Raw genomic sequence first — 18,553 nt, forward strand, 5'->3', positions numbered from 1 at the left:
CCTGCACGGGGCGGGCGGCTGCTCGCCGCCCGCCCCGCACCGGTCACTCGGTGACGGTGAAGCCCTGGTCGCTGCCGTAGGCGACCGAGGCGTCCTGCCAGCTCTGCAGGCCGTCGGTGAGGGTCGTGCCGCCGACGTAGGCCTGGCCGACCGTGTCGTTGAAGATCGAGTTCGCGTACACCTGGAACGGCAGGTACGCCCAGCCCTCGACGACGTTCGCCGCGGAGTCCGCGAGGACCTCGTTGACCGCCTGGCCACCGAAGTACTCGAACTCGACGTCGCGGAACTCCGCGCCCTCGAGGTCGGCCGTCGTCGCGGGGAACGCGCCGCCCTCGATGCGGGTCTGGACGCCGTCACCGACGGTCGCGTACTCGAGGAAGGCCCAGGCGAGGTCCTTGTTCTCGCTCGCCTCGGGGATCGCGAGCGAGGAGCCGCCGTTCTCGGCGGTCGCGGTCGCGCCCTCCTCCCACTGCGGCATCGGGGCCACGGCCCAGTCGCCTGCGGCGCCGGGGACGCTCGACTCGAGGTTCCCGCGCATCCACGCACCGATCACGAGGGTCGCGATCGAGCCGTCGGACAGGCCCTGGTACCACTCGTCGCTCCACGAGCTGACCGGGGCGACGAGCTCGTCGTCGATCATCGTCTGCCAGGTGTCGGCGAAGGTCTGCGAGCCCTCGTCGGAGAAGTCGATCGTCACGTTCGTGCCGTCGACCTGGTACGGCTGGCCGCCGGCCTGCCAGATGAGGCTCGTGGTGAAGCCGGCGTCGCCGGTGTCGTTCGTGATGTACGCGCCCGGGTCGGCCTCCTGGAGCTCACGGCCTGCCTCGATGTACTCGTCCCACGTCGTCGGGACCTCGATGCCGTGCTCGTCGAAGACGCGCTTGTTGTAGAACAGCGCCATCGGGCCCGAGTCGGTGGGCAGGGCGTAGATGCCCTCGCCCTGTGCGACGGCGCCCCACGGGCCGGGGGTGAACGTGTCGGCGAGCTCGTCGGCGCCGTACGGCGTGAGGTCCGCGAGCGACTCCGACAGGGAGAACTGGGGGAGGGCGTAGAACTCCACCTGGGCGAGGTCGGGCGCACCCGAGCCGGCCGCGATGGCGTTCTGCAGGGCGGTGTACTGGTCGTTGCCAGTACCGGCGTTGACGAGCTCGATCGTGACGCCCGGGTTCTCGGCCTCGAAGTCGGCGGCGACGTCGGTCAGCGTGGGGTCCCACGCCCAGACGGTGAGGGTGCCGCCCTCTTCGAGGGCGCTCTGGGCGTCCGCGGGGGAGGCGTCGTCGTCGCTGCCGCCGCCGCATGCGGTGAGCGTCAGGGCGAGGGCGCCGATCGCGGCGACCGTCGCGGTCGCGCGGGAGCGCGTGCGGTGGGTGGTGGTGAACATGGAGGTTCCTCTCACTTCGTCGTCAGACGGATCGGTGCGGGTGGTGCTGGGGGAGATGTGCGGGCCTACTCCTTGACGGAGCCGGCCGCGAGTCCTGACTGCCAGTAGCGCTGCAGGAGGAGGAAGGCGGCGATCAGCGGGAGGATCGTCAGGAGCGACCCGGTGATCACGAGGTTGAAGATGGCCTCGCCGCCGGCCGTGGACGCCTGCGCGTTCCAGGCGTTGAGCCCGAGCGTCAGGGGGTACCAGGAGGGGTCCTTGAGCATGATCAGCGGCAGGAAGTAGTTGTTCCACGTCGCGACCATGGTGAAGAGCAGGACCGTGACGATGCCGGGGGCGAGCAGCGGCATGCTGATCTGGAAGAACGTGCGGAACTCGCTCGCGCCGTCGACGCGTGCCGCCTCGAGCATCTCGGTCGGCACGGCCTCCGCGGCGAAGGTCCACATGAGGTAGAGGCCGAACGGCGAGATGAGCGACGGGATGATCACGGCCCACGGCGTGTTCGTCAGGCCCATCTGGCTGAACATGAGGAACGTCGGCACGGCGAGCGCCGTGCCGGGCACGGCGACCGCGCCGATGACGACGGCGAACACCCCGCGCTTGCCGGGGAAGTCGAACTTCGCCAGGGCGTAGCCCCCGAGGATCGCGAGGAAGGTCGCGCCCCCGGCGCCCAGCACGACGTACAGGACGGTGTTGGCGAGCCAGCGGCCGAAGATGCCGTCGTCGTACGTCAGGGTCTGGGCGATGTTGTCGAAGAGCGCGAAGTCGCCCGCGAACCACAGGCCGAACGAGTCGAACAGGTTCGCCTGCGTCTTGCTCGCGTTGATGACGAGCCAGAGCAGGGGGACGAGGGAGTACACGAGCACGATGCCGGTGAGCACGGTGAGGACCACGTTGCGGCGCGGCTTCTCCACCGAGTGCCGGCGTCCGCTGCGCAGGCTCGACGGGGACGACGTGCGGGCGGGGCGGGCCCCGGGCGCGGCGGGGACGGTGGCGGTGTGCGTCATGGTCAGCTCTCCTTGCGCATGCCGCGGAGCTGGACGACGTAGGCGATCACCATCGTGATGAGGCCCATGATGATCGCCACCGTGGCGGAGTAGTTGTACTGCTGGCCGGAGAACGACAGCGAGTAGGCGTACAGGTTCGGGGTGAAGTAGGTCGAGATCGCGTTCGGCGCGAGCGACTGCAGGATGCTCGGCTCGTTGAAGAGCTGGAAGCTGCCGATGATCGAGAAGATCGTGGCGATGACGAGGGCGCCGCGGATCGCGGGGAGCTTGATGGCGCGCACGATGCGGAGCTGCCCGGCGCCGTCGATCTCCGCGGCCTCGTAGAGCGAGGTGGGGATCGTCCGCAGCGCGGAGTAGAAGATCAGCATGTTGTAGCCGACGAACTCCCAGGTCACGATGTTGCCGATGGACAGCAGGACCCAGTCCGGGGAGAGCGGGTTCGGGATCGACGTGCCGAGCCAGTCGTTGATGTTGCCGACGAGCCCGAACCGGGTGCCGTACATGAAGCCCCACATGAGGGTCGCCACGACGGCAGGTACGGCGTACGGCAGGAAGATCGAGATCCGGAAGAAGTTCTTGCCGTGCAGGCGGCCGCTGTCGATCGCGAGCGCGACCAGCAGGGCGAGGCACAGCATGATCGGCACCTGGACCACGAGGAAGAGCGAGACGCGGCTCAGCGCGGACCAGAACTGCGGGTCGCTCAGCGCTCGTGAGTAGTTGTCGAACCCCACGAACGCGTTGCCGCCGACGATCTGGTTGCGGAACAGGCTGAGGTAGATCGAGTAGGCGATGGGCGCGAGGAAGACCAGCGCGAAGACCGCCATGAAGGGCCCGATGAAACCCCAGCCGATCCAGCGGCGGCGGCGGTGCCGGTGCGGGGCAGGGTCGGGCACGCCGTGCGCGGCGGCCACGGGTGGAGACAGCGTCGTCATGGTGCTTCCTTGCTGTTCGCGAGCTGGTCGTCAGGCCACCCGCGAGGGACCGCGGGTGTTTGCGTAAACATCGGAGAACGGCCTCGTGGATGTTTACGTAAACATGGACTACGGTGATCGTGGCACCGCCGCTCCGAGACGTCAAGTCCCACGTGAGCGCGGCGCAGCGAACGCTAGGGTGCGTCGCGGTCGACGGAAGGGCACGAGCAGGCATGAGTCAGGGGCTGGACGAGGTCGCGCCGGAGCGACGCTCGGCGCAGGAAGATCCGGGCGCGGCGTCCGCGGTCGTGGAGGCTCACGTCCTCGGTGAGGTGCGCCCCGAGCGGCGCCGCCGCCGGGTGTCCATGGCCGACGTCGCGCGGCTTGCGGGGGTCTCCTCCCAGACCGTGTCGCGGGTCGCCAACGGCCACCCCGGCGTGGTCGACGAGACCCGCCGGCTGGTCCTGGGCGCGATGGCCGAGCTCGGATACCGCCCCAACAGCGCGGCGCGCGCCCTGAAGAGCGGTGAGTTCCGCACCATCGGCGTCATTCTCTTCACGCTCTCCACCACGGGGAACGTCCGCACCCTCGAGGCGATCGCGTCGTCCGCGGCCGCCGAGGGCTACGCGATCACGCTCATCCCGGTCGCCGTGCCGACGCAGGACGGCGTGCGGGGCGCGTTCACCCGGCTCGGGGAGCTCGCGGTCGACGCCGTCATCCTCCTCATGGAGGTCCACCTCCTCGACGCGGCCTCGGTCTCGCTCCCGCCCGGGGTGCAGGTCGTGGTCGCGGACTCGGACGCCGGCGACCAGTACAGCGTCGTGGACACCGACCAGGCCGACGGCACCCGCCAGGCGGTCGCCCACCTGCTCGACCTGGGGCACCGCACGGTGCACCACCTGGCCGGTCCCGAGGAGTCGTTCGCGGCCGAGCGTCGCACCGCGGCGTGGCGGCGCACCCTCGAGGAGGCCGGGTGCCCCGTCCTGCCCGTCGAGCGCGGCGACTGGTCCGCCGAGTCCGGGTACCGGGCCGGGCTCCGGCTCGCGGCCGACCCCGCCTGCACCGCCGTGTTCGCCGCCAACGACGAGTTGGCCCTCGGGCTGCTGCGCGCCCTGCACGAGAGCGGGCGCCGCGTCCCGGAGGACGTCAGCGTCGTCGGCTTCGACGACATCTCCGAGGCGGGGTCGTTCCTGCCCCCGCTCACGACCGTCCACCAGGACTTCGCCGAGGTCGGCCGACGCTGCGTCGAGGGGGTGCTGCGCCAGTTCCGCAACGACGAGCACGAGCGCGGCACCCACCTCGTCCCGACCCACCTCGTCGTCCGGAGAAGCACCGGACCCGCGCCCCGCTGACGCACCACCACACCGAGAGCCGAGGACTTCCGAGCATGACCCACGCACGTATCGAGCTTGACCCCGCAGCGACCGTCGGGCGGGTCTCCCCGCGCCTCTTCGGGACCTTCGTCGAGCACATGGGCCGGTGCGTCTACGACGGCATCCACGCCCCGGAGCACCCGAGCGCCGACGCCGACGGCTTCCGGACCGACGTCGCGGACCTCGTCCGCGAGCTGGGTGCCACGGTCGTGCGCTACCCGGGCGGGAACTTCGTCTCCGGGTTCGAGTGGGAGGACAGCGTCGGCCCGCGCGACGAGCGGCCCGTGCGGCTCGACGCGGCGTGGCACAGCGTCGAGACCAACCAGGTGGGGCTGCACGAGTTCGCGTCCTGGGCGCAGCGTGTGGGCCTCGAGCTGATGATGGCGGTGAACCTCGGCACGCGCGGGCCGCGCGACGCCGCGCGCCTGCTCGAGTACTGCAACTTCCCGGCCGGCACGGCGCTGTCCGACGAGCGCCGCGCCAACGGCGCCGAGGACCCGTTCGGGATCCGGCTGTGGTGCCTGGGCAACGAGATGGACGGCGACTGGCAGATCGGCCACAAGACCGCCCACGAGTACGGCCGGATCGCCGCCGAGACCGCGCGCCTCATGCGCTTCGTCGATCCCGGGATCGAGCTCGTCGTCGCGGGCAGCTCGTCTGCGGGGCAGCCGACGTTCGGCTCCTGGGAGCGCGAGGTCGTGCGCCAGACCGCGGGGCTCGTCGAGCACATCTCCCTGCACGCCTACTACGAGGAGCTCGACGGCGACCTCGACTCGTTCCTGGCCTCCGGCGTCGGGCTGGACCGGTACATCGAGGAGGTCGCGGGCATCCTCGCCGAGGAGGAGGCCGCGCTCGGCCTGGAGCGTCCGCTCGGCATCAGCGTCGACGAGTGGAACGTCTGGTACCAGACCCGCTTCAACGAGCAGGACAAGGAGCCGCTCCTCACGGGGGAGTGGGCGTACGCGCCGGCGATCATCGAGGACGAGTACGCCGTGGCGGACGCCGTCGTGGTCGGGTCGCTGCTCAACTCGCTGCTCCGGCACGCGGACCGCGTGACCATGGCGAACCAGGCGCAGCTCGTCAACGTCATCGCGCCCATCCGCACCGAGCCCGACGCCGCGGCGTGGCGCCAGACCATCTTCTGGCCGTTCGCGATCACGGCGGCCCGCGCCCGCGGCGAGGCGCTGCGCATCGCGGTGGACGCCCCGTTGGTGAGCACCGCCGCCTACGGCGACGTCCCCTCGGTCGACGTCGCGGGGACGGTCGACGGCGACCGGGTCGAGCTGTTCCTCGTCAACCGCGACCACCGGGCGCCCGTCGAGGTCACGCTGGGAGGCGCGGGCCAGGGGTTCGCCCTCGCGGGCGAAGCCCTGGTCCTGACGGTCCCCGAGGGGCGGGACCGGTTCGCGACCAACACCCGCGACGAGCAGCCCGTGCGCCCGACGGCGCTGCCGGTGCGCGAGGTCGCCGGCGAGGTGCTCGCCACGCTGCCGGCGCTGTCGTGGGCGGCGGTCTCGCTCACGGTGCGCTGAGTCCTCACGGTGCGCTGAGTCGCGGCCTCGTGCACGACGACGGGGCGTCACCCGGGGTGAGGAGGGCATGGAGCCTCCCCGGGTGACGCCCCGTCGTCGGGACGGCCGGCGGTGTGCTTCTCAGCCCGGGAGGGAGGGCAGCACGTACCGGGCGTACCGGTCCGCGACGGTGGCGGCCACCGTGCGGGGGTCGGTGTCCCAGATCTCCTGGTGGAAGATCTCGGTCTCGATGTCGCCCGTGTAGCCGGCGTCGGACACCCACCGGGTGATGGTGGGGAAGTCGACGTAGCCGTCCCCGACGTACCCGCGCGAGAGCAGCGGGTCGGCGGCGAGCGGCAGGATCCAGTCGCAGACCTGGTAGGACGCGATCCGCCCCTCCGCCCCGGCGCGGGCGATCATGGTCTCGAGCTGGGGGTCCCACCACACGTGGTAGGTGTCCACGACGACGCCCACGACGTCCGCCGGGTGCGGTGCGGCGAGGTCGAGAGCCTGGCCGAGGGTCGAGATGACGGCGCGGTCGGCGGCGAAGATCGGGTGCAGCGGTTCGAGGACGATCCGCACGCCGTGCTCGGCCGCGAAGGGCGCAAGGTCCGCGATGCGGTCCGCGACGCGCGACCGGGCCGCGACGAGGTCGCGGTCCGCCGCCCCGGCGTCGTGCCGCGGCCCGGCCCCCGGGCTGCTGTTGGCGGGGAGCCCGCCGACGACGAACACGAGCTCGCTCGTGCCGACGGTCGCGGCCTCCTCGACGGCGCGCCGGTTGTCGTCGAGCGCCGCGGCGATCCCGGCGTCGTCGGCCGCGGTGAGGAACCCGCCGCGGCACAGGGAGGAGACGCGCAGGCCCGCCTCGGCGACGATCTTCGCCGCCACCGTGGCCCCGGTCTCCTGGACGCGGTCGCGCCAGAGGCCGACGGCGTCGTACCCGGCCTCCGCGGCGATCTCGACCGCCTCGGGGAGGGTCGAGCGCTTGATCGTCGCCGTGTTGAGCGAGAGCCTGCCCGTGCCCGGCCCGGTCACAGGTCCACCCCGTTGACCGCGAGGAACGTCGAGAGCCGGCGCGCGGCGAGCGCCGGGTCGGTCAGCAGGCCCGCGGTGTCGGCGATGCGGAAGAGGTCGACGAGGTGCTCGACGGAGCGGCCCGCGTGCAGGCCGCCGACCATCTGGAACCCGGGCTGGTGGCCGTTCAGCCAGGACAGGAACGCGATGCCCGTCTTGTAGTAGTACGTCGGTGCGGCGAAGATGTGCCGGCCGAGCGCCTCGGTCGACGCGAGGATCGCGTACCCGCGGGCGGCGCCGTCGTCGTCGCCCGCCGCGCCGGCGTCGAACGCCTGCAGCGCGGTCGACGCCGCCGGGTAGATCGCGGCGAAGATGCCGAGCAGGGCGTCGGAGTGGCCCTGCTCGTCGCCCGCGACGAGCTCGGGGTAGTTGAAGTCGTCCCCGGTGTACAGGCGGACCGCGCCGCCGGCGGCCGGGTCGAGCGTCGCGAGCTCCCGGCGCAGGCCGACCTCGTGCGCGGCGTCCAGCAGCGAGACCTTCACACCGTCGACGCGGCCCTGGTGGGCACGGATCAGGTCGGTGAAGGTGCGGGTCGCGCTGGTGATGTCGGCCGGGTCCTGCGCGCCCCAGTACCCGGCGAGGGCCGGGTCGAACATGGTGCCGAGCCAGTGCAGGACCACGGGCTCGTCGGCCTCGGCGAGCACGGCGTCGTAGACGCGGGCGTAGTCGTCGGCGTCCCGGGCGACGCGGGCGAGGGCGCGCGAGGCCATGACGATGACCTGCGCGCCGGCGTCCTGCACCATACGGACCTGCTCGCGGTACGCGTCGGTCACGGCGTCGAGCGCGGCCCGGTCGCCGGGCTCCCAGCTCGCGACGAGGGCGGGGTCCAGCTGGTCGGTGCCCGCGCCGCAGGCGATCCGGGCACCGACGGCGCGCGCCTCGGCGGACGAGCGGCGGACCAGCTCCTGGGTCGCCGCCCAGTCGAGGCCCATGCCGCGCTGGGCGGTGTCCATGGCGTCGGCGACGCCGAGCCCGTGCTCCCAGATGCGGTGCCGGTAGGCGAGCGTCGACTCCCAGTCGACCTCGGCGGGGCGGCCCGGGGTGTTGTCGGCGCCGACGTGCGGCACGACGTGCGCCGCCGCGAAGGCGACCCGGGAGGTGATCGGGCCGGTCGGCGTCGTCCAGGGTCCGGGCGCGCGCAGCTCGCGCACCTCGGTGCCGGCGACGCGGCCGGCGCCGAACCGCGGCAGCCGGACGACGACGCCGCTGTCGGCGAGGTCGAGCGCGGCGGCCACCGGGGTGGCCGACCGGCCGGGCAGGCGGGTGGTCTGCGGGGTCACAGGGAGATCTCCGGGACGTCGAGGCGCCGGCCTTCCGCCGACGAGCGCAGTCCGAGCTCGGCGAGCTGCACACCGCGCGCGGCGGAGAGCAGGTCGAAGCGGTGCGGGCGCCCGGCGACGACGTCGCCCAGGAACTCCTCCCACTGCAGCTTGAAGCCGTTGTCGAGCTCGGCGTTGGCGGGGACCTCGAGCCACTGGTCGCGGAAGGACTCGGTGACGGGCAGGTCCGGGTTCCACACGGGCTTGGGGGTGTGGGCGCGCTGCTGCGCGACGCACTTGGTGAGCCCGGCCACGGCCGAACCGTGCGTGCCGTCGATCTGGAACTCGACGAGCTCGTCGCGGTAGACGCGCACGGCCCAGGACGAGTTGATCTGCGCGACGACGGGGTCGCCGTCGGGGGTCTCGATCTCGAAGATGCCGTATGCCGCGTCGTCGGCGGTCGCGGGGTAGGCCGCGCCCTGCTCGTCCCAGCGGGTCGGGATGTGCGTGATCGTCTGGGCGTTGACGGTCTTCACCGACCCGAGGATGCCCTCGAGGACGTAGTTCCAGTGGCAGAACATGTCCGTCGTCATACCGCCGCCGTCCTCCTTGCGGTAGTTCCACGACGGGCGCTGAGCGGCCTGGTGATCGCCCTCGAAGACCCAGTAGCCGAACTCGCCGCGCAGCGACAGGATGCGCCCGAAGAAGCCCTCGTCGACGAGGCGGCGCAGCTTGACGAGGCCGGGGAGGTAGAGCTTGTCGTGCACGACGCCGGCGGTCACGCCGGTCTCCTCGCGCAGGCGGGCGAGGTCGACGGCCTCGTCGAGGGTCTCCGCGGTCGGCTTCTCGGTGTAGATGTGCTTGCCGGCCTGCATGGCCTTGGTGAGGGTCTTGGCGCGCAGCGCGGTCATCGAGGCGTCGAAGACGATGTCGACGCTCGGGTCGGCGATCGCGCCGTCGAGGTCGGTGCTCCAGTGCTCGACGTCGTGCAGGGCGGCGAGCTCGCGGACCTTCGACTCGTTGCGCCCGATGAGGACGGGCTCCACCTGGACCCGGCTGCCGTCCGCGAGCACGACGCCGCCCGCGTCCCGGATGGGCAGGATCGAGCGGACGAGGTGCTGGCGGTATCCCATGCGCCCGGTGATGCCGTTCATGGCGATGCGCAGCGTGCGGTCGGCCGGGGGTGTGCTCATGCGAGTGCTCCTGCGGGACGGGCGCGGCGGTGCGCGCAATCGGGAATGCGCTTTCCACGAGGCTAGGGGAAGCGCTTTCCTGCGTCAACCTGCGAGCATCACCTCACGTGTCTCGAGCGGGGTGAGCGCGCCCCGTGCCCTCTGATCACAGCACGTCCTGACCGATCGGGCGAGAGGAGCGTCACGGGCACGTGGTCGGTGCTGTCGGGCGCAGGTCCGGGGTGGAGTCACGCACGACGACCGTCCCCGTCACCTCGACGGACCCGGCGTCCGCACCGAGCGCGAGGCGCGTGGCGATCTCGCCGATCGACGTCAGGGGGATGCGGACGGTCGTCAGTGCCGGGGTGACGTCGCGCAGGGTGACGATGTCGTCGAAGCCCGCGACCGCGACGTCGTCCGGTACGTGCAGCCCGGCGTCGCGCGCGGCGGCCATCGCCCCGACGGCCATGACGTCGTTCACGGCGAGCACGAGGCGGGGGCGGTCGGGGCGGGCGAGGAGCTCGGCCATCCCGGCGTACCCGCCGTCGCGCGTGAACGCGCTGTGCACGACCGGCCCGACGGCCGTGCCGCGCTCCTGGAGCGCCTGCGCGAACCCCGCGGAGCGGTCGGCGGCCGTGCGGTGCCCGGCCGGCCCGGCGAGCACCCCGACGCTCCGGTAGCCCAACGCGTGCAGCGCGCCGGCGAGGTCGCCCGCTCCGCTGCGGTTCGCGACGACGACCGTCGGCAGCGCGGCGAGGGGCTGCCCGACGAGCGCGACCCCGCCCCCGTGGCGGTGGTACTCCTCGAGCGCGGCGACGAGAGCGTCGTCGGACGCGCCCCCGTCGAGGCGGCCGCCCGCGACGATGATCGCGCGGGCGCGCTGGCGGTGCATCAGCTCGACGAACGCCAGCTCGCGGTCCGCCCGGTGCTGGGTGCTGGCGAGCGTGACGACGAGGTCCGCCTGCTCCGCGGCGCCCGTGACGCCCGCGGCGATGGACGAGAAGTACGGGTCGGAGATGTCGTGCACGATGAGGCCGACCGACGTCGTCCGGCCCCGGGCCATGGCCTGCGCGTTGGCGTCGGGAGAATAGCGCAGCCTCGCCGCCGCGGTGAGCACCCGCTCGCGCAGCTCGGGGCTGACGGTCCTGGTCGCGCTGCCGTTGATGGCGCGCGACGCGGTGGCGAGGGAGACCCCGGCCTCTCGGGCGACCTGGCTGAGGGTCACGGGACCCGGCGGGAGGGGCGGCATGAACACAGCGTAGGACCTCGGAAGGCGCTTCCCCGTGATCCTGGGCGGGCGTCGGCAGGTCGGGACGCCGGCGTCAGACCGGCGTGACCCAGTCGGCCGGGTGCGCGAGCACGTCGCGCAGGACGAGCCGCGCCCCGCCCGTCATCGCGGCGTAGGAGCCGACGAGGGCCGCGGAGACCTCGAACTCGGCCCAGGGTGCGGCGAGCACCCGGGTGCGCAGCCCGGTGAGCAGCGGAGCGCGGAGGTAGGGGAGCAGGTCGGGGTAGATCCCGCCGAGGAGCACCGTGTCGATGTCGACGAGGTTCATGAAGTCGGCGAGCGCGCTGCCGAGCGCCGAGCCGGCGCGGGCTGCGGCCGCCGTGGCCCGGGCGTCCCCGGCGTCGAGCGCCGCGACGAGGTCCGCGACCTGGGCGTCGACCCCCAACCCGGCGGCACGCAGCAGCGCGTCCTTGCCGGCGTACTGCTCGAGGCAGCCCGTCGCGCCGCAGGGGCAGCGGGGTCCGTGCGGGTCGACGACGACGTGCCCGATCTCCCCGGACCAGCCGTGGCGGCCCAGGAAGAGCTGGCGGTCGATGACGATCGCCGACCCGATGCCCACGTCGCCCGAGACGTACAGGTAAGACGACGGGCCGGGGCGCGCGCCGTCGTCGGGCAGCGGCGGTGCACCGGGCGCCGGGTCGGACGGGACGGGCGGGCCACCGTGGGCGAGCGCGGACTGCGCGAGGCCGGCGAGCTTGGCCTCGTTCGCGACGTCGAACCGCAGACCGGGATCGAGGCCCAGGAGGGGCACGGGGTCGAGCTCTGACCAACCGAGGTTGGGGGCGACCTGCAGCCGCCCGGCGCGGGCGTCGACGAGCCCGGGCAGGGCGAGCCGCGCACCGGCGACGCGCATGCCCTGCGCGTCGACCTCGGCGAGCAGGTCCCGGGCGAGCGTGCCGAGGCGCGCGAGGACGTCGGCGGGGTCGCTCGCGTGGAAGTCGCCCGGGGTGACGCGCTCGGCGACCACCGCGCCGGTGAGGTCGACGACCCGGCCCCCGAGGTAGTCGACGTTGACCTCGAGCCCCAGCCCGACGATGCTGCGTGCCGCGGGCGTGAGCGGTACCGCGGGGCGCCCGGCCCGCTGCGGTGCCAGGGGTGGCAGCTCGCGCAGGATCTCGGCGTCGACGAGCTGGTCCACGAGCACGGAGACCGTCGCCCGGGTCAGGCCGGTCACCACGGAGAGGTCCGCCCGCGAGCGGGGAGCGGGCGACTCGAACACGGCACGCGCGACGAGGGCGAGGTTGTGCTCGCGCAGGGTGCCCTGCCGGGCGGCCAGCGACACGGGGGTCCGGTTCACGCCTTGACCTTACCGAGAACTCCGCATAAGTTCATCCGTACAACAAATATGCCCCGCCACGCGGGGACGATCCGTGCAGTGATCTCGACGAGGAGAGAGTCGTGGCCGACACCACCGCCCAGAACATCAACTATTCCTTCGGCCTGTGGACCGTGGGCTGGACCGCGCAGGACCAGTTCGGCAGCGCGAGCCGCGCCGCGCTCGACCCCGCGTACTCCGTGCACAAGCTCGCCGAGCTCGGCGCGTGGGGCTTCACGTTCCACGACGACGACGTCGTGCCGTTCGGCTCGGACGACACCACCCGCGAGCGCCTGCTCGGCGACGTGAAGAAGGCTGCCGACGAGACCGGCCTCGTCATCGAGATGGTGACCACCAACCTCTTCAGCCACCCCGTCTTCAAGGACGGCGGCCTGACCTCCAACGACCGCGGCGTGCGGCGCTACGCCCTGCGCAAGGTGCTGCGCAACGTCGACCTCACCGCCGAGCTGGGCGCGAAGACGTTCGTCATGTGGGGCGGTCGCGAGGGCACCGAGTACGACGGCGCCAAGGACCTGCACTCGGCGCACGAGCGCTACGCGGAGGGCCTGGACCTCACGGCGGCGTACATCAAGGAGCGGGGCTACGACCTGAAGATCGCGCTCGAGCCCAAGCCCAACGAGCCCCGCGGCGACATCTTCCTGCCGACGATCGGGCACGCGCTCGCCCTCATCGCGAAGCTCGAGCACGGCGACATCGTCGGGCTCAACCCCGAGACCGGGCACGAGCAGATGGCGGGCCTCAACTACACGCACGGCATCGCCCAGGCGCTGTGGGCGGGCAAGCTCTTCCACATCGACCTCAACGGTCAGCGCTCGATCAAGTTCGACCAGGACCTCGTGTTCGGCCACGGCGACCTGCTGTCGGCGTTCTTCACGGTCGACCTGCTCGAGAACGGCTTCCCCAACGGCGGTCCTCGCTACACCGGCCCGCGGCACTTCGACTACAAGCCGTCGCGCACCGAGTCCGAGGTCGGTGTGTGGGACTCGGCGAAGGCCAACATGGAGACCTACTCGCTCCTGGCGGCCAAGGCCGCCGCGTACCGTGCCGACCCCGAGGTCCAGGACGCGTTCCGCCACTCCGGCGTCTTCGAGCTCGGCGAGACGACGCTCGGCGCGGGCGAGTCCGTCGCGGACCTCCTCGCCGACCGCTCGACGTACGAGGACTTCGACGTCGACGCCGCGGCGGGTCGCGACTTCGGCTTCGTGCGCCTCAACCAGCTGGCGCTCAAGCACCTCATCGGCTGACATGGGGGACATGAGAACTCTGGTCGCCGGCGTCGATACGTCGACGCAGTCCTGCAAGGTCGTCGTCCGCGACGCCGAGACCGGGGCGCTCGTGCGCTTCGGCTCGGCGCGCCACCCCGACGGCACCGAGGTCGACCCCGAGGCGTGGTGGACCGCGTTCGGCGCGGCCGCCGCCGCGGCGGGCGGGCTCGACGACGTCGCGGCGCTCGCGGTGGGGGGCCAGCAGCACGGCATGGTCGCGCTCGACGTCGACGGCGAGGTGGTCCGCCCGGCGCTGCTGTGGAACGACACCCGCTCGGCCGGTGCCGCGCGCGACCTGGTCACCGAGCTCGGCGACGGAGACACGGACGCCGGTCAGCAGGCGTGGGCGGACGCGATCGGCTCGGTGCCCGTCGCGTCCCTCACCGTGACCAAGCTGCGCTGGCTGCGCGACGCCGAGCCCGAGAACGCGGCGAGGGTGGCCGCGGTCGCCCTCCCGCACGACTGGCTGACGTGGCGCATCGCCGGGTTCGGGCCTCGCAGCCAGGGGCTCGAGCCCGACCTGTCGGCGCTCGTCACCGACCGGTCCGACGCGTCCGGCACGGGCTACTACGACGCAGCCGCCGACGGTGGGGCCGGGGCCTACCGGCCCGACCTCGTCGAGCTCGCGCTCGGCCGGTCCGACGTCGTGCTGCCCCGTGTGCTCGGCCCGGCCGAGGCCGCGGGGGTGGCGTCGCCGGTCGTCGCAGGCTCCGCGGTCGACGGCGGTGCGCTCCTCGGACCCGGTGCGGGCGACAACGCCGCCGCGGCCCTGGGCCTCGGGATGGTCGAGGGCGACGTGGGGGTCTCGCTCGGCACGTCCGGCGTCGTGTCGGCGGTCGCCGCCGAGCGGACCGCGGACGGCTCCGGCCTCGTGACGGGCTTCTCGGACGCCACGGGCCGGTACCTGCTGCTCGCTGTCACGCTCAACGCGAGCCGGGTCCTCGACGCCGCCCGGACCGTCCTCGGCGTGGACCACGCCGAGCTGTCCCGGCTCGCGCTCGAGGCGCCGGCCGGCGCCGACGGCCTCGTCCTCGTGCCGTACCTCGAGGGTGAGCGCACGCCCAACCGTCCCGACGCGAGCGGCACGCTGCACGGTGTGCGGCTCGGCAGCTCGACGCCGTCGCACGTGGCGCGGGCGTTCGTCGAGGGCATGCTGTGCGGGCTCGCGGACGGCCTCGACGCCCTGCGCGCGCTCGGTGTGCCCGTCGAGCGGCTGGTGCTCATCGGCGGCGGCGCGCAGTCCGAGGCGGTGCGGCGCATCGCGCCGCAGGTGCTCGGGATGCCGCTGACGGTGCCGGAGCCCGGCGAGTACGTGGCCGACGGCGCGGCCCGCCAGGCCGCGTGGGTCCTGGCCGCCCGGGGGTCGGGCGAGGTGGGTGGCCCGCCCGCGTGGCGGACGTCGTCGAGCACGGTGTCCGAGGCCGCGCCCGAGCCGGTGGTGCGTGAGCAGTACGCTGCCGTGCGCGACCTGGTCTGAGCCGCGTCCGCGGAGCGGCAGCGCTGCCCGAACCGGCCCGGAGGTGTCCACCTGGACGCCTCCGGGCCGGTGTCGGGTACCGTCCGACCAGGCGACCGCACCGGCGCCGCCGGGTCCCGGCCCGCCGGGAGAGACGTGGAGCATCGGATGACGCAGCGTGTACGGGTCCTCGCCGGCCGAGGCCGCTACGAGGACCCCTGGCACGACCACGCCGCGACCTCGCACCGGGTCGCGGTGCTGCTCGGGGCGCTGCCCGACGTCGACGTCGAGGTGCGCAGCACGTTCCCCGACGCGCTCGACGACCTGGACGGACCCGCCGGTCCCGACCTGCTCGTCGTGAACTGCGGGCGCGGGGAGCCGGGCGACGACGACGCCGCGTGGGCACCGCTGCACGGCACGCTCTCCCGCTGGGCGCGGGCCGGCGGCGCGGTGCTCGGGCTGCACCAGGCGGCGAACACCTTCCCGGACGCGCCCGACTGGCAGGACGTGCTGGGCGGTCGCTGGATCCCCGGCGAGTCGATGCACCCGCCGTTCGGCGAGGCCCGCGTCACGGTGCGCCCCGGCCACGAGGTGACCCGCGGGCTCGGGGACGTCGACGTGCTCGACGAGCGCTACTGCTTCCTGCGGACCCGCCCGGGCATCGAGGTCCTGGCGACGGTCGAGCACGACGGGAACGACCACCCCGTGGTGTGGGCGCACGAGGCGCACGGCGGCCGGACGGTCTACGACGGCCTCGGGCACGACGTGCGGTCCTACGACTCCGCGGGCCGGGTCGACCTGCTCCGCCGGTCGGCGACCTGGCTGCTGGGCCGGGAGCCGCAGGGGTGAGCGATGCCCCCGACGACGCTCGCGAGCGGGCGTCGCTCGTCACCCTCGCGGTCGTCGCGCGCCGGGCCGGGGTCTCCGTCCCCACGGTCTCGCGCGTGCTCAACGCGCGCCCGGGCGTCGCCGAGGCCACCCGCGGGCGAGTGGTGGGCGAGCTGGAGCGGGCGGGGTACGTCGTCGGGCACCGGCGGGCGCCCCGGCTCCTGGACCTCGTCATCCCCGAGGTGGGGTCGCTCTACGAGTCCGCGGTCGTCGAGGCCGTACAGGCCGCCGCCCGGTCGCGGGGTGTGTCCACCGTGCTCACCACGTCGGCCACGGGCGACTGGCTCGCGCAGGTCACCGGCCGCACGAGCGGGGGAGTGATCGCCGCGCTGCACACGGTCGTCGACCGCGAGGTCGCCTGGTCGCGGTCCACCGGCACCCCGCTCGTCCTGCTCGAACCGGTCACGCGCCCGCCCGACGGCGTGACCTGGGTCGCGACCGACAACCGTGGCGGCGGTCGCGCCGCCGCCGAGCACCTGCTCTCCCGCGGGCACCGGCGCATCGCCTACGTCAGCTCCATCGGCGGGTGGCCGGCGACCGAGCGGCGCGCCGGCGTCCTCGGGGCGCTGCACGACGCGGGCCTCCCCGACCCGGAACGCGGCGGCTACGTCGTCGACGACGTCGTCGCACCCGGCGGCGTACGCCCGGCGCTCGAGGCACTCCTGGCGCTCCCGCAGCCCCCGACAGCGGTGCTCGCCTCGCACGACCACCTCGCCCTGATGCTCCTCGGCGCCGCGCACGAGCTCGGGCTCGTCGTCCCGCGCGACCTGTCCGTCATGGGGTTCGACGACGTCCACGCCGCCGAGCTCGTCGTGCCCGCCCTGACGACGATGCGCCAGCCGCTGCGCGAGCTGGCCGACGCCGCCGTCGAGCGAGCACTCGCCCCCACGGCGACCGCGTCACCCGGCGCACCGCTCGCGCTGCCCGTGCGGCTCGTCGAGCGCGCGTCGGTCGCACCCGCCTGAGGCGGAAACTTTCAGACCGTCCGCAGGCGGTCCCGGGGCCGGGTCGGGCCGTGCCGCGCGGTTAGCGTGGTCACCGCCGACAGCCCGACGACGTGACCTTCGGAAGGACACCGCATGACCACCACCCTCAGCCCGACGTCCCCTGATGCGTCCGTGCGCGCCGTCGTCGACCTCGACGTCGCCGGGCCGACGATCTCGCGCCACCTCTACGGGCACTTCGCCGAGCACCTGGGCCGCTGCATCTACGACGGGTTCTGGGTGGGGGAGGACTCCGACATCCCGAACGAGGGCGGCATCCGCCTCGACGTCGTGGAGGCGCTGCGTGCGCTGCGCATCCCGGTGCTGCGCTGGCCGGGCGGCTGCTTCGCGGACGAGTACCACTGGTCGGACGGGATCGGCCCGCGCGACCAGCGGCCCCGCATGGTCAACACGCACTGGGGGAACGTCGAGGAGAACAACCACTTCGGCACGCACGAGTTCATGGCGCTGTGCGACCTGCTCGGCACGGAGCCGTACGTGAGCGCGAACATCGGCTCCGGCAGCGTGCAGGAGATGAGCGAGTGGGTCGAGTACCTGACCCGCGCCGGGGACAGCCCGATGGCGCGCCTTCGCCGCGAGAACGGGCGGGACGAGCCGTGGCGCGTGCCCTTCTGGGGCGTGGGCAACGAGCCGTGGGGCTGCGGGGGCAACCTGCGCGCCGAGCAGTTCGCCCCGCTCGCCCGGCAGTACGCGACGTACGCGCGCAACCACGGCGACAACGCGCTCTACAAGATCGCGGCCGGCGCGTCCGACGACGACTACCACTGGACCGAGACCCTCATGAAGGAGATCTCGACGCTCGGGGCGAAGGACCCGCACCTGGTGTTCCAGGCGGTCTCGTTCCACGCGTACACGTTCTCGGGCACGTGGGGGGCCAAGGGCCGCGCGACGGAGTTCTCCGAGGACGAGTACTACGAGACGATGCGCCGCACCCTGCGGGTGGGTGACTACATCGCCGGGCACGCCGCCGTCATGGACGCCTACGACCCCGAGAAGAAGGTCGGGCTCGTGCTCGACGAGTGGGGGACGTGGTGGGACGTCGAGCCCGGCACCAACCCCGGCTTCCTGTTCCAGCAGAACGCGATGCGGGACGCGATCGTCGCGAGCCTGCACTTCGACATGTTCCACGCGCACGCCGACCGCCTCGTCATGGCGAACATCGCACAGACGGTCAACGTGCTGCAGGCGATGCTGCTCACCGACGGCGAAGCCCTGGTCCTCACGCCGACCTACCACGTGTTCGAGATGAACGCCGGGCACCAGGACGCGACGTCGCACGCCGCGCACCTGACCTCGGCGGTGCCGACGCGTGAGGTCGACGGGCAGGCCGTGCCGCTGGTGTCGCTGTCGGCGTCCAGCAAGGACGGCGCCGTGCTCGTCTCGTTGACGAACCTCGACGCCGACGCGGCGCACACGGTCGAGCTGGACCTGCGCGGTCGTGCGGTGCACGAGGCCCAGGGTCGGGTCCTCGTCGCGGACGCGCTCACGGCGCACAACACGCCCGACCTGCCCGACGCCGTCGCGCCCGTCGCGCTCGAGGGCGTCACGCTCACCGGTGGTGTGCTCCGCGTGGAGCTCCCGGCCGCGTCGTTCGCGACGGTCTCGCTCCAGGCCGCGGATGCCTGACC

The 18,553-nt window shown here is 73.2% G+C and carries 15 protein-coding genes; 7 read left to right on the plus strand and 8 right to left on the minus strand.

Annotated features, from left to right (window positions below; translation table 11 throughout):
- Positions 1-43: 43 nt before the first annotated feature.
- From OHL10_RS01900 to OHL10_RS01910, 3 genes are all read right to left on the minus strand, one after another.
- Positions 44-1,381: an ABC transporter substrate-binding protein gene (locus tag OHL10_RS01900; RefSeq protein WP_265520449.1), complete on the minus strand. Its 1,338-nt coding sequence runs from the start codon at positions 1,379-1,381 to the stop codon at positions 44-46.
- 65 nt (positions 1,382-1,446) lie between these two features.
- Complete coding sequence (locus OHL10_RS01905; protein ID WP_265520450.1) at positions 1,447-2,388, minus strand: carbohydrate ABC transporter permease; 942 nt, start codon at positions 2,386-2,388, stop codon at positions 1,447-1,449.
- A 2-nt stretch (positions 2,389-2,390) separates the two neighbouring features.
- Complete coding sequence (locus OHL10_RS01910) at positions 2,391-3,320, minus strand: carbohydrate ABC transporter permease (RefSeq protein WP_265520451.1); 930 nt, start codon at positions 3,318-3,320, stop codon at positions 2,391-2,393.
- A gap of 212 nt (positions 3,321-3,532) precedes the next feature.
- Here OHL10_RS01910 and OHL10_RS01915 point away from each other — a divergent pair, with 212 nt between their 5' ends.
- Together OHL10_RS01915 and OHL10_RS01920 are read left to right on the plus strand one after the other, a co-directional pair.
- Complete coding sequence (locus OHL10_RS01915; protein ID WP_322645509.1) at positions 3,533-4,651, plus strand: LacI family DNA-binding transcriptional regulator; 1,119 nt, start codon at positions 3,533-3,535, stop codon at positions 4,649-4,651.
- Between the two features lie 35 nt (positions 4,652-4,686).
- Positions 4,687-6,204, plus strand: a complete 1,518-nt coding sequence (locus OHL10_RS01920) for an alpha-N-arabinofuranosidase (protein ID WP_265520452.1) — start codon at positions 4,687-4,689, stop codon at positions 6,202-6,204.
- Positions 6,205-6,324: 120 nt separating this feature from the next.
- Here the strand turns inward: OHL10_RS01920 and OHL10_RS01925 are convergent, their stop codons facing one another.
- The 5 genes from OHL10_RS01925 to OHL10_RS01945 form a co-directional block, all read right to left on the minus strand.
- On the minus strand, positions 6,325-7,218 hold the full coding sequence (locus OHL10_RS01925) for a sugar phosphate isomerase/epimerase family protein (protein ID WP_265520453.1): 894 nt from the start codon (positions 7,216-7,218) through the stop codon (positions 6,325-6,327).
- Entirely contained in the window at positions 7,215-8,447 is a 1,233-nt protein-coding gene (locus tag OHL10_RS01930; RefSeq protein WP_425498948.1) for a dihydrodipicolinate synthase family protein, read from the minus strand. The genes OHL10_RS01925 and OHL10_RS01930 overlap by 4 nt, the downstream gene beginning before the upstream one ends.
- Positions 8,448-8,533: 86 nt before the next feature.
- Positions 8,534-9,709, minus strand: a complete 1,176-nt coding sequence (locus OHL10_RS01935) for a Gfo/Idh/MocA family protein (protein ID WP_265520454.1) — start codon at positions 9,707-9,709, stop codon at positions 8,534-8,536.
- Positions 9,710-9,890: 181 nt separating this feature from the next.
- Positions 9,891-10,937: a LacI family DNA-binding transcriptional regulator gene (locus tag OHL10_RS01940; RefSeq protein ID WP_265520455.1), complete on the minus strand. Its 1,047-nt coding sequence runs from the start codon at positions 10,935-10,937 to the stop codon at positions 9,891-9,893.
- Positions 10,938-11,010: 73 nt separating this feature from the next.
- A complete protein-coding gene (locus tag OHL10_RS01945; RefSeq protein ID WP_265520456.1) occupies positions 11,011-12,273 on the minus strand; it encodes an ROK family protein in 1,263 nt (420 codons plus the stop codon).
- Between the two features lie 101 nt (positions 12,274-12,374).
- Between OHL10_RS01945 and xylA the strand changes: the two genes are divergently transcribed.
- The 5 genes from xylA to OHL10_RS01970 all read left to right on the plus strand — a co-directional run bounded on the left by xylA (position 12,375) and on the right by OHL10_RS01970 (position 18,551).
- Positions 12,375-13,556, plus strand: a complete 1,182-nt coding sequence (gene xylA / locus OHL10_RS01950) for a xylose isomerase (protein ID WP_265520457.1) — start codon at positions 12,375-12,377, stop codon at positions 13,554-13,556.
- 10 nt (positions 13,557-13,566) lie between these two features.
- Entirely contained in the window at positions 13,567-15,054 is a 1,488-nt protein-coding gene (locus OHL10_RS01955) for an FGGY family carbohydrate kinase (protein WP_265520458.1), read from the plus strand.
- Positions 15,055-15,201: 147 nt separating this feature from the next.
- Complete coding sequence (locus OHL10_RS01960; RefSeq protein ID WP_265520459.1) at positions 15,202-15,882, plus strand: ThuA domain-containing protein; 681 nt, start codon at positions 15,202-15,204, stop codon at positions 15,880-15,882.
- Positions 15,879-16,886: a LacI family DNA-binding transcriptional regulator gene (locus OHL10_RS01965; protein WP_265520460.1), complete on the plus strand. Its 1,008-nt coding sequence runs from the start codon at positions 15,879-15,881 to the stop codon at positions 16,884-16,886. The genes OHL10_RS01960 and OHL10_RS01965 overlap by 4 nt, the downstream gene beginning before the upstream one ends.
- 114 nt (positions 16,887-17,000) lie before the next feature.
- On the plus strand, positions 17,001-18,551 hold the full coding sequence (locus OHL10_RS01970; protein WP_265520461.1) for an alpha-N-arabinofuranosidase: 1,551 nt from the start codon (positions 17,001-17,003) through the stop codon (positions 18,549-18,551).
- Positions 18,552-18,553 lie beyond the last annotated feature (2 nt).

Origin of the sequence: Oerskovia flava, assembly GCF_026163685.1 — a bacterium.
GTDB classification, from domain to species: Bacteria; Actinomycetota; Actinomycetes; order Actinomycetales; family Cellulomonadaceae; genus Oerskovia_A; species Oerskovia_A flava.

What these genes read in the sequence shown, in the direction of transcription:
- OHL10_RS01970 (WP_265520461.1), top strand. Translation starts at nt 17,001, where the DNA reads ATGACCACCACCCTCAGCCCGACGTCCCCTGATGCGTCCGTGCGCGCC.
- OHL10_RS01920 (WP_265520452.1), top strand. Translation starts at nt 4,687, where the DNA reads ATGACCCACGCACGTATCGAGCTTGACCCCGCAGCGACCGTCGGGCGG.
- OHL10_RS01935 (WP_265520454.1), bottom strand. Translation starts at nt 9,709, where the DNA reads ATGAGCACACCCCCGGCCGACCGCACGCTGCGCATCGCCATGAACGGC.
- OHL10_RS01910 (WP_265520451.1), bottom strand. Translation starts at nt 3,320, where the DNA reads ATGACGACGCTGTCTCCACCCGTGGCCGCCGCGCACGGCGTGCCCGAC.
- OHL10_RS01940 (WP_265520455.1), bottom strand. Translation starts at nt 10,937, where the DNA reads ATGCCGCCCCTCCCGCCGGGTCCCGTGACCCTCAGCCAGGTCGCCCGA.
- OHL10_RS01955 (WP_265520458.1), top strand. Translation starts at nt 13,567, where the DNA reads ATGAGAACTCTGGTCGCCGGCGTCGATACGTCGACGCAGTCCTGCAAG.
- OHL10_RS01905 (WP_265520450.1), bottom strand. Translation starts at nt 2,388, where the DNA reads ATGACGCACACCGCCACCGTCCCCGCCGCGCCCGGGGCCCGCCCCGCC.
- OHL10_RS01915 (WP_322645509.1), top strand. Translation starts at nt 3,533, where the DNA reads ATGAGTCAGGGGCTGGACGAGGTCGCGCCGGAGCGACGCTCGGCGCAG.
- OHL10_RS01900 (WP_265520449.1), bottom strand. Translation starts at nt 1,381, where the DNA reads ATGTTCACCACCACCCACCGCACGCGCTCCCGCGCGACCGCGACGGTC.
- OHL10_RS01960 (WP_265520459.1), top strand. Translation starts at nt 15,202, where the DNA reads ATGACGCAGCGTGTACGGGTCCTCGCCGGCCGAGGCCGCTACGAGGAC.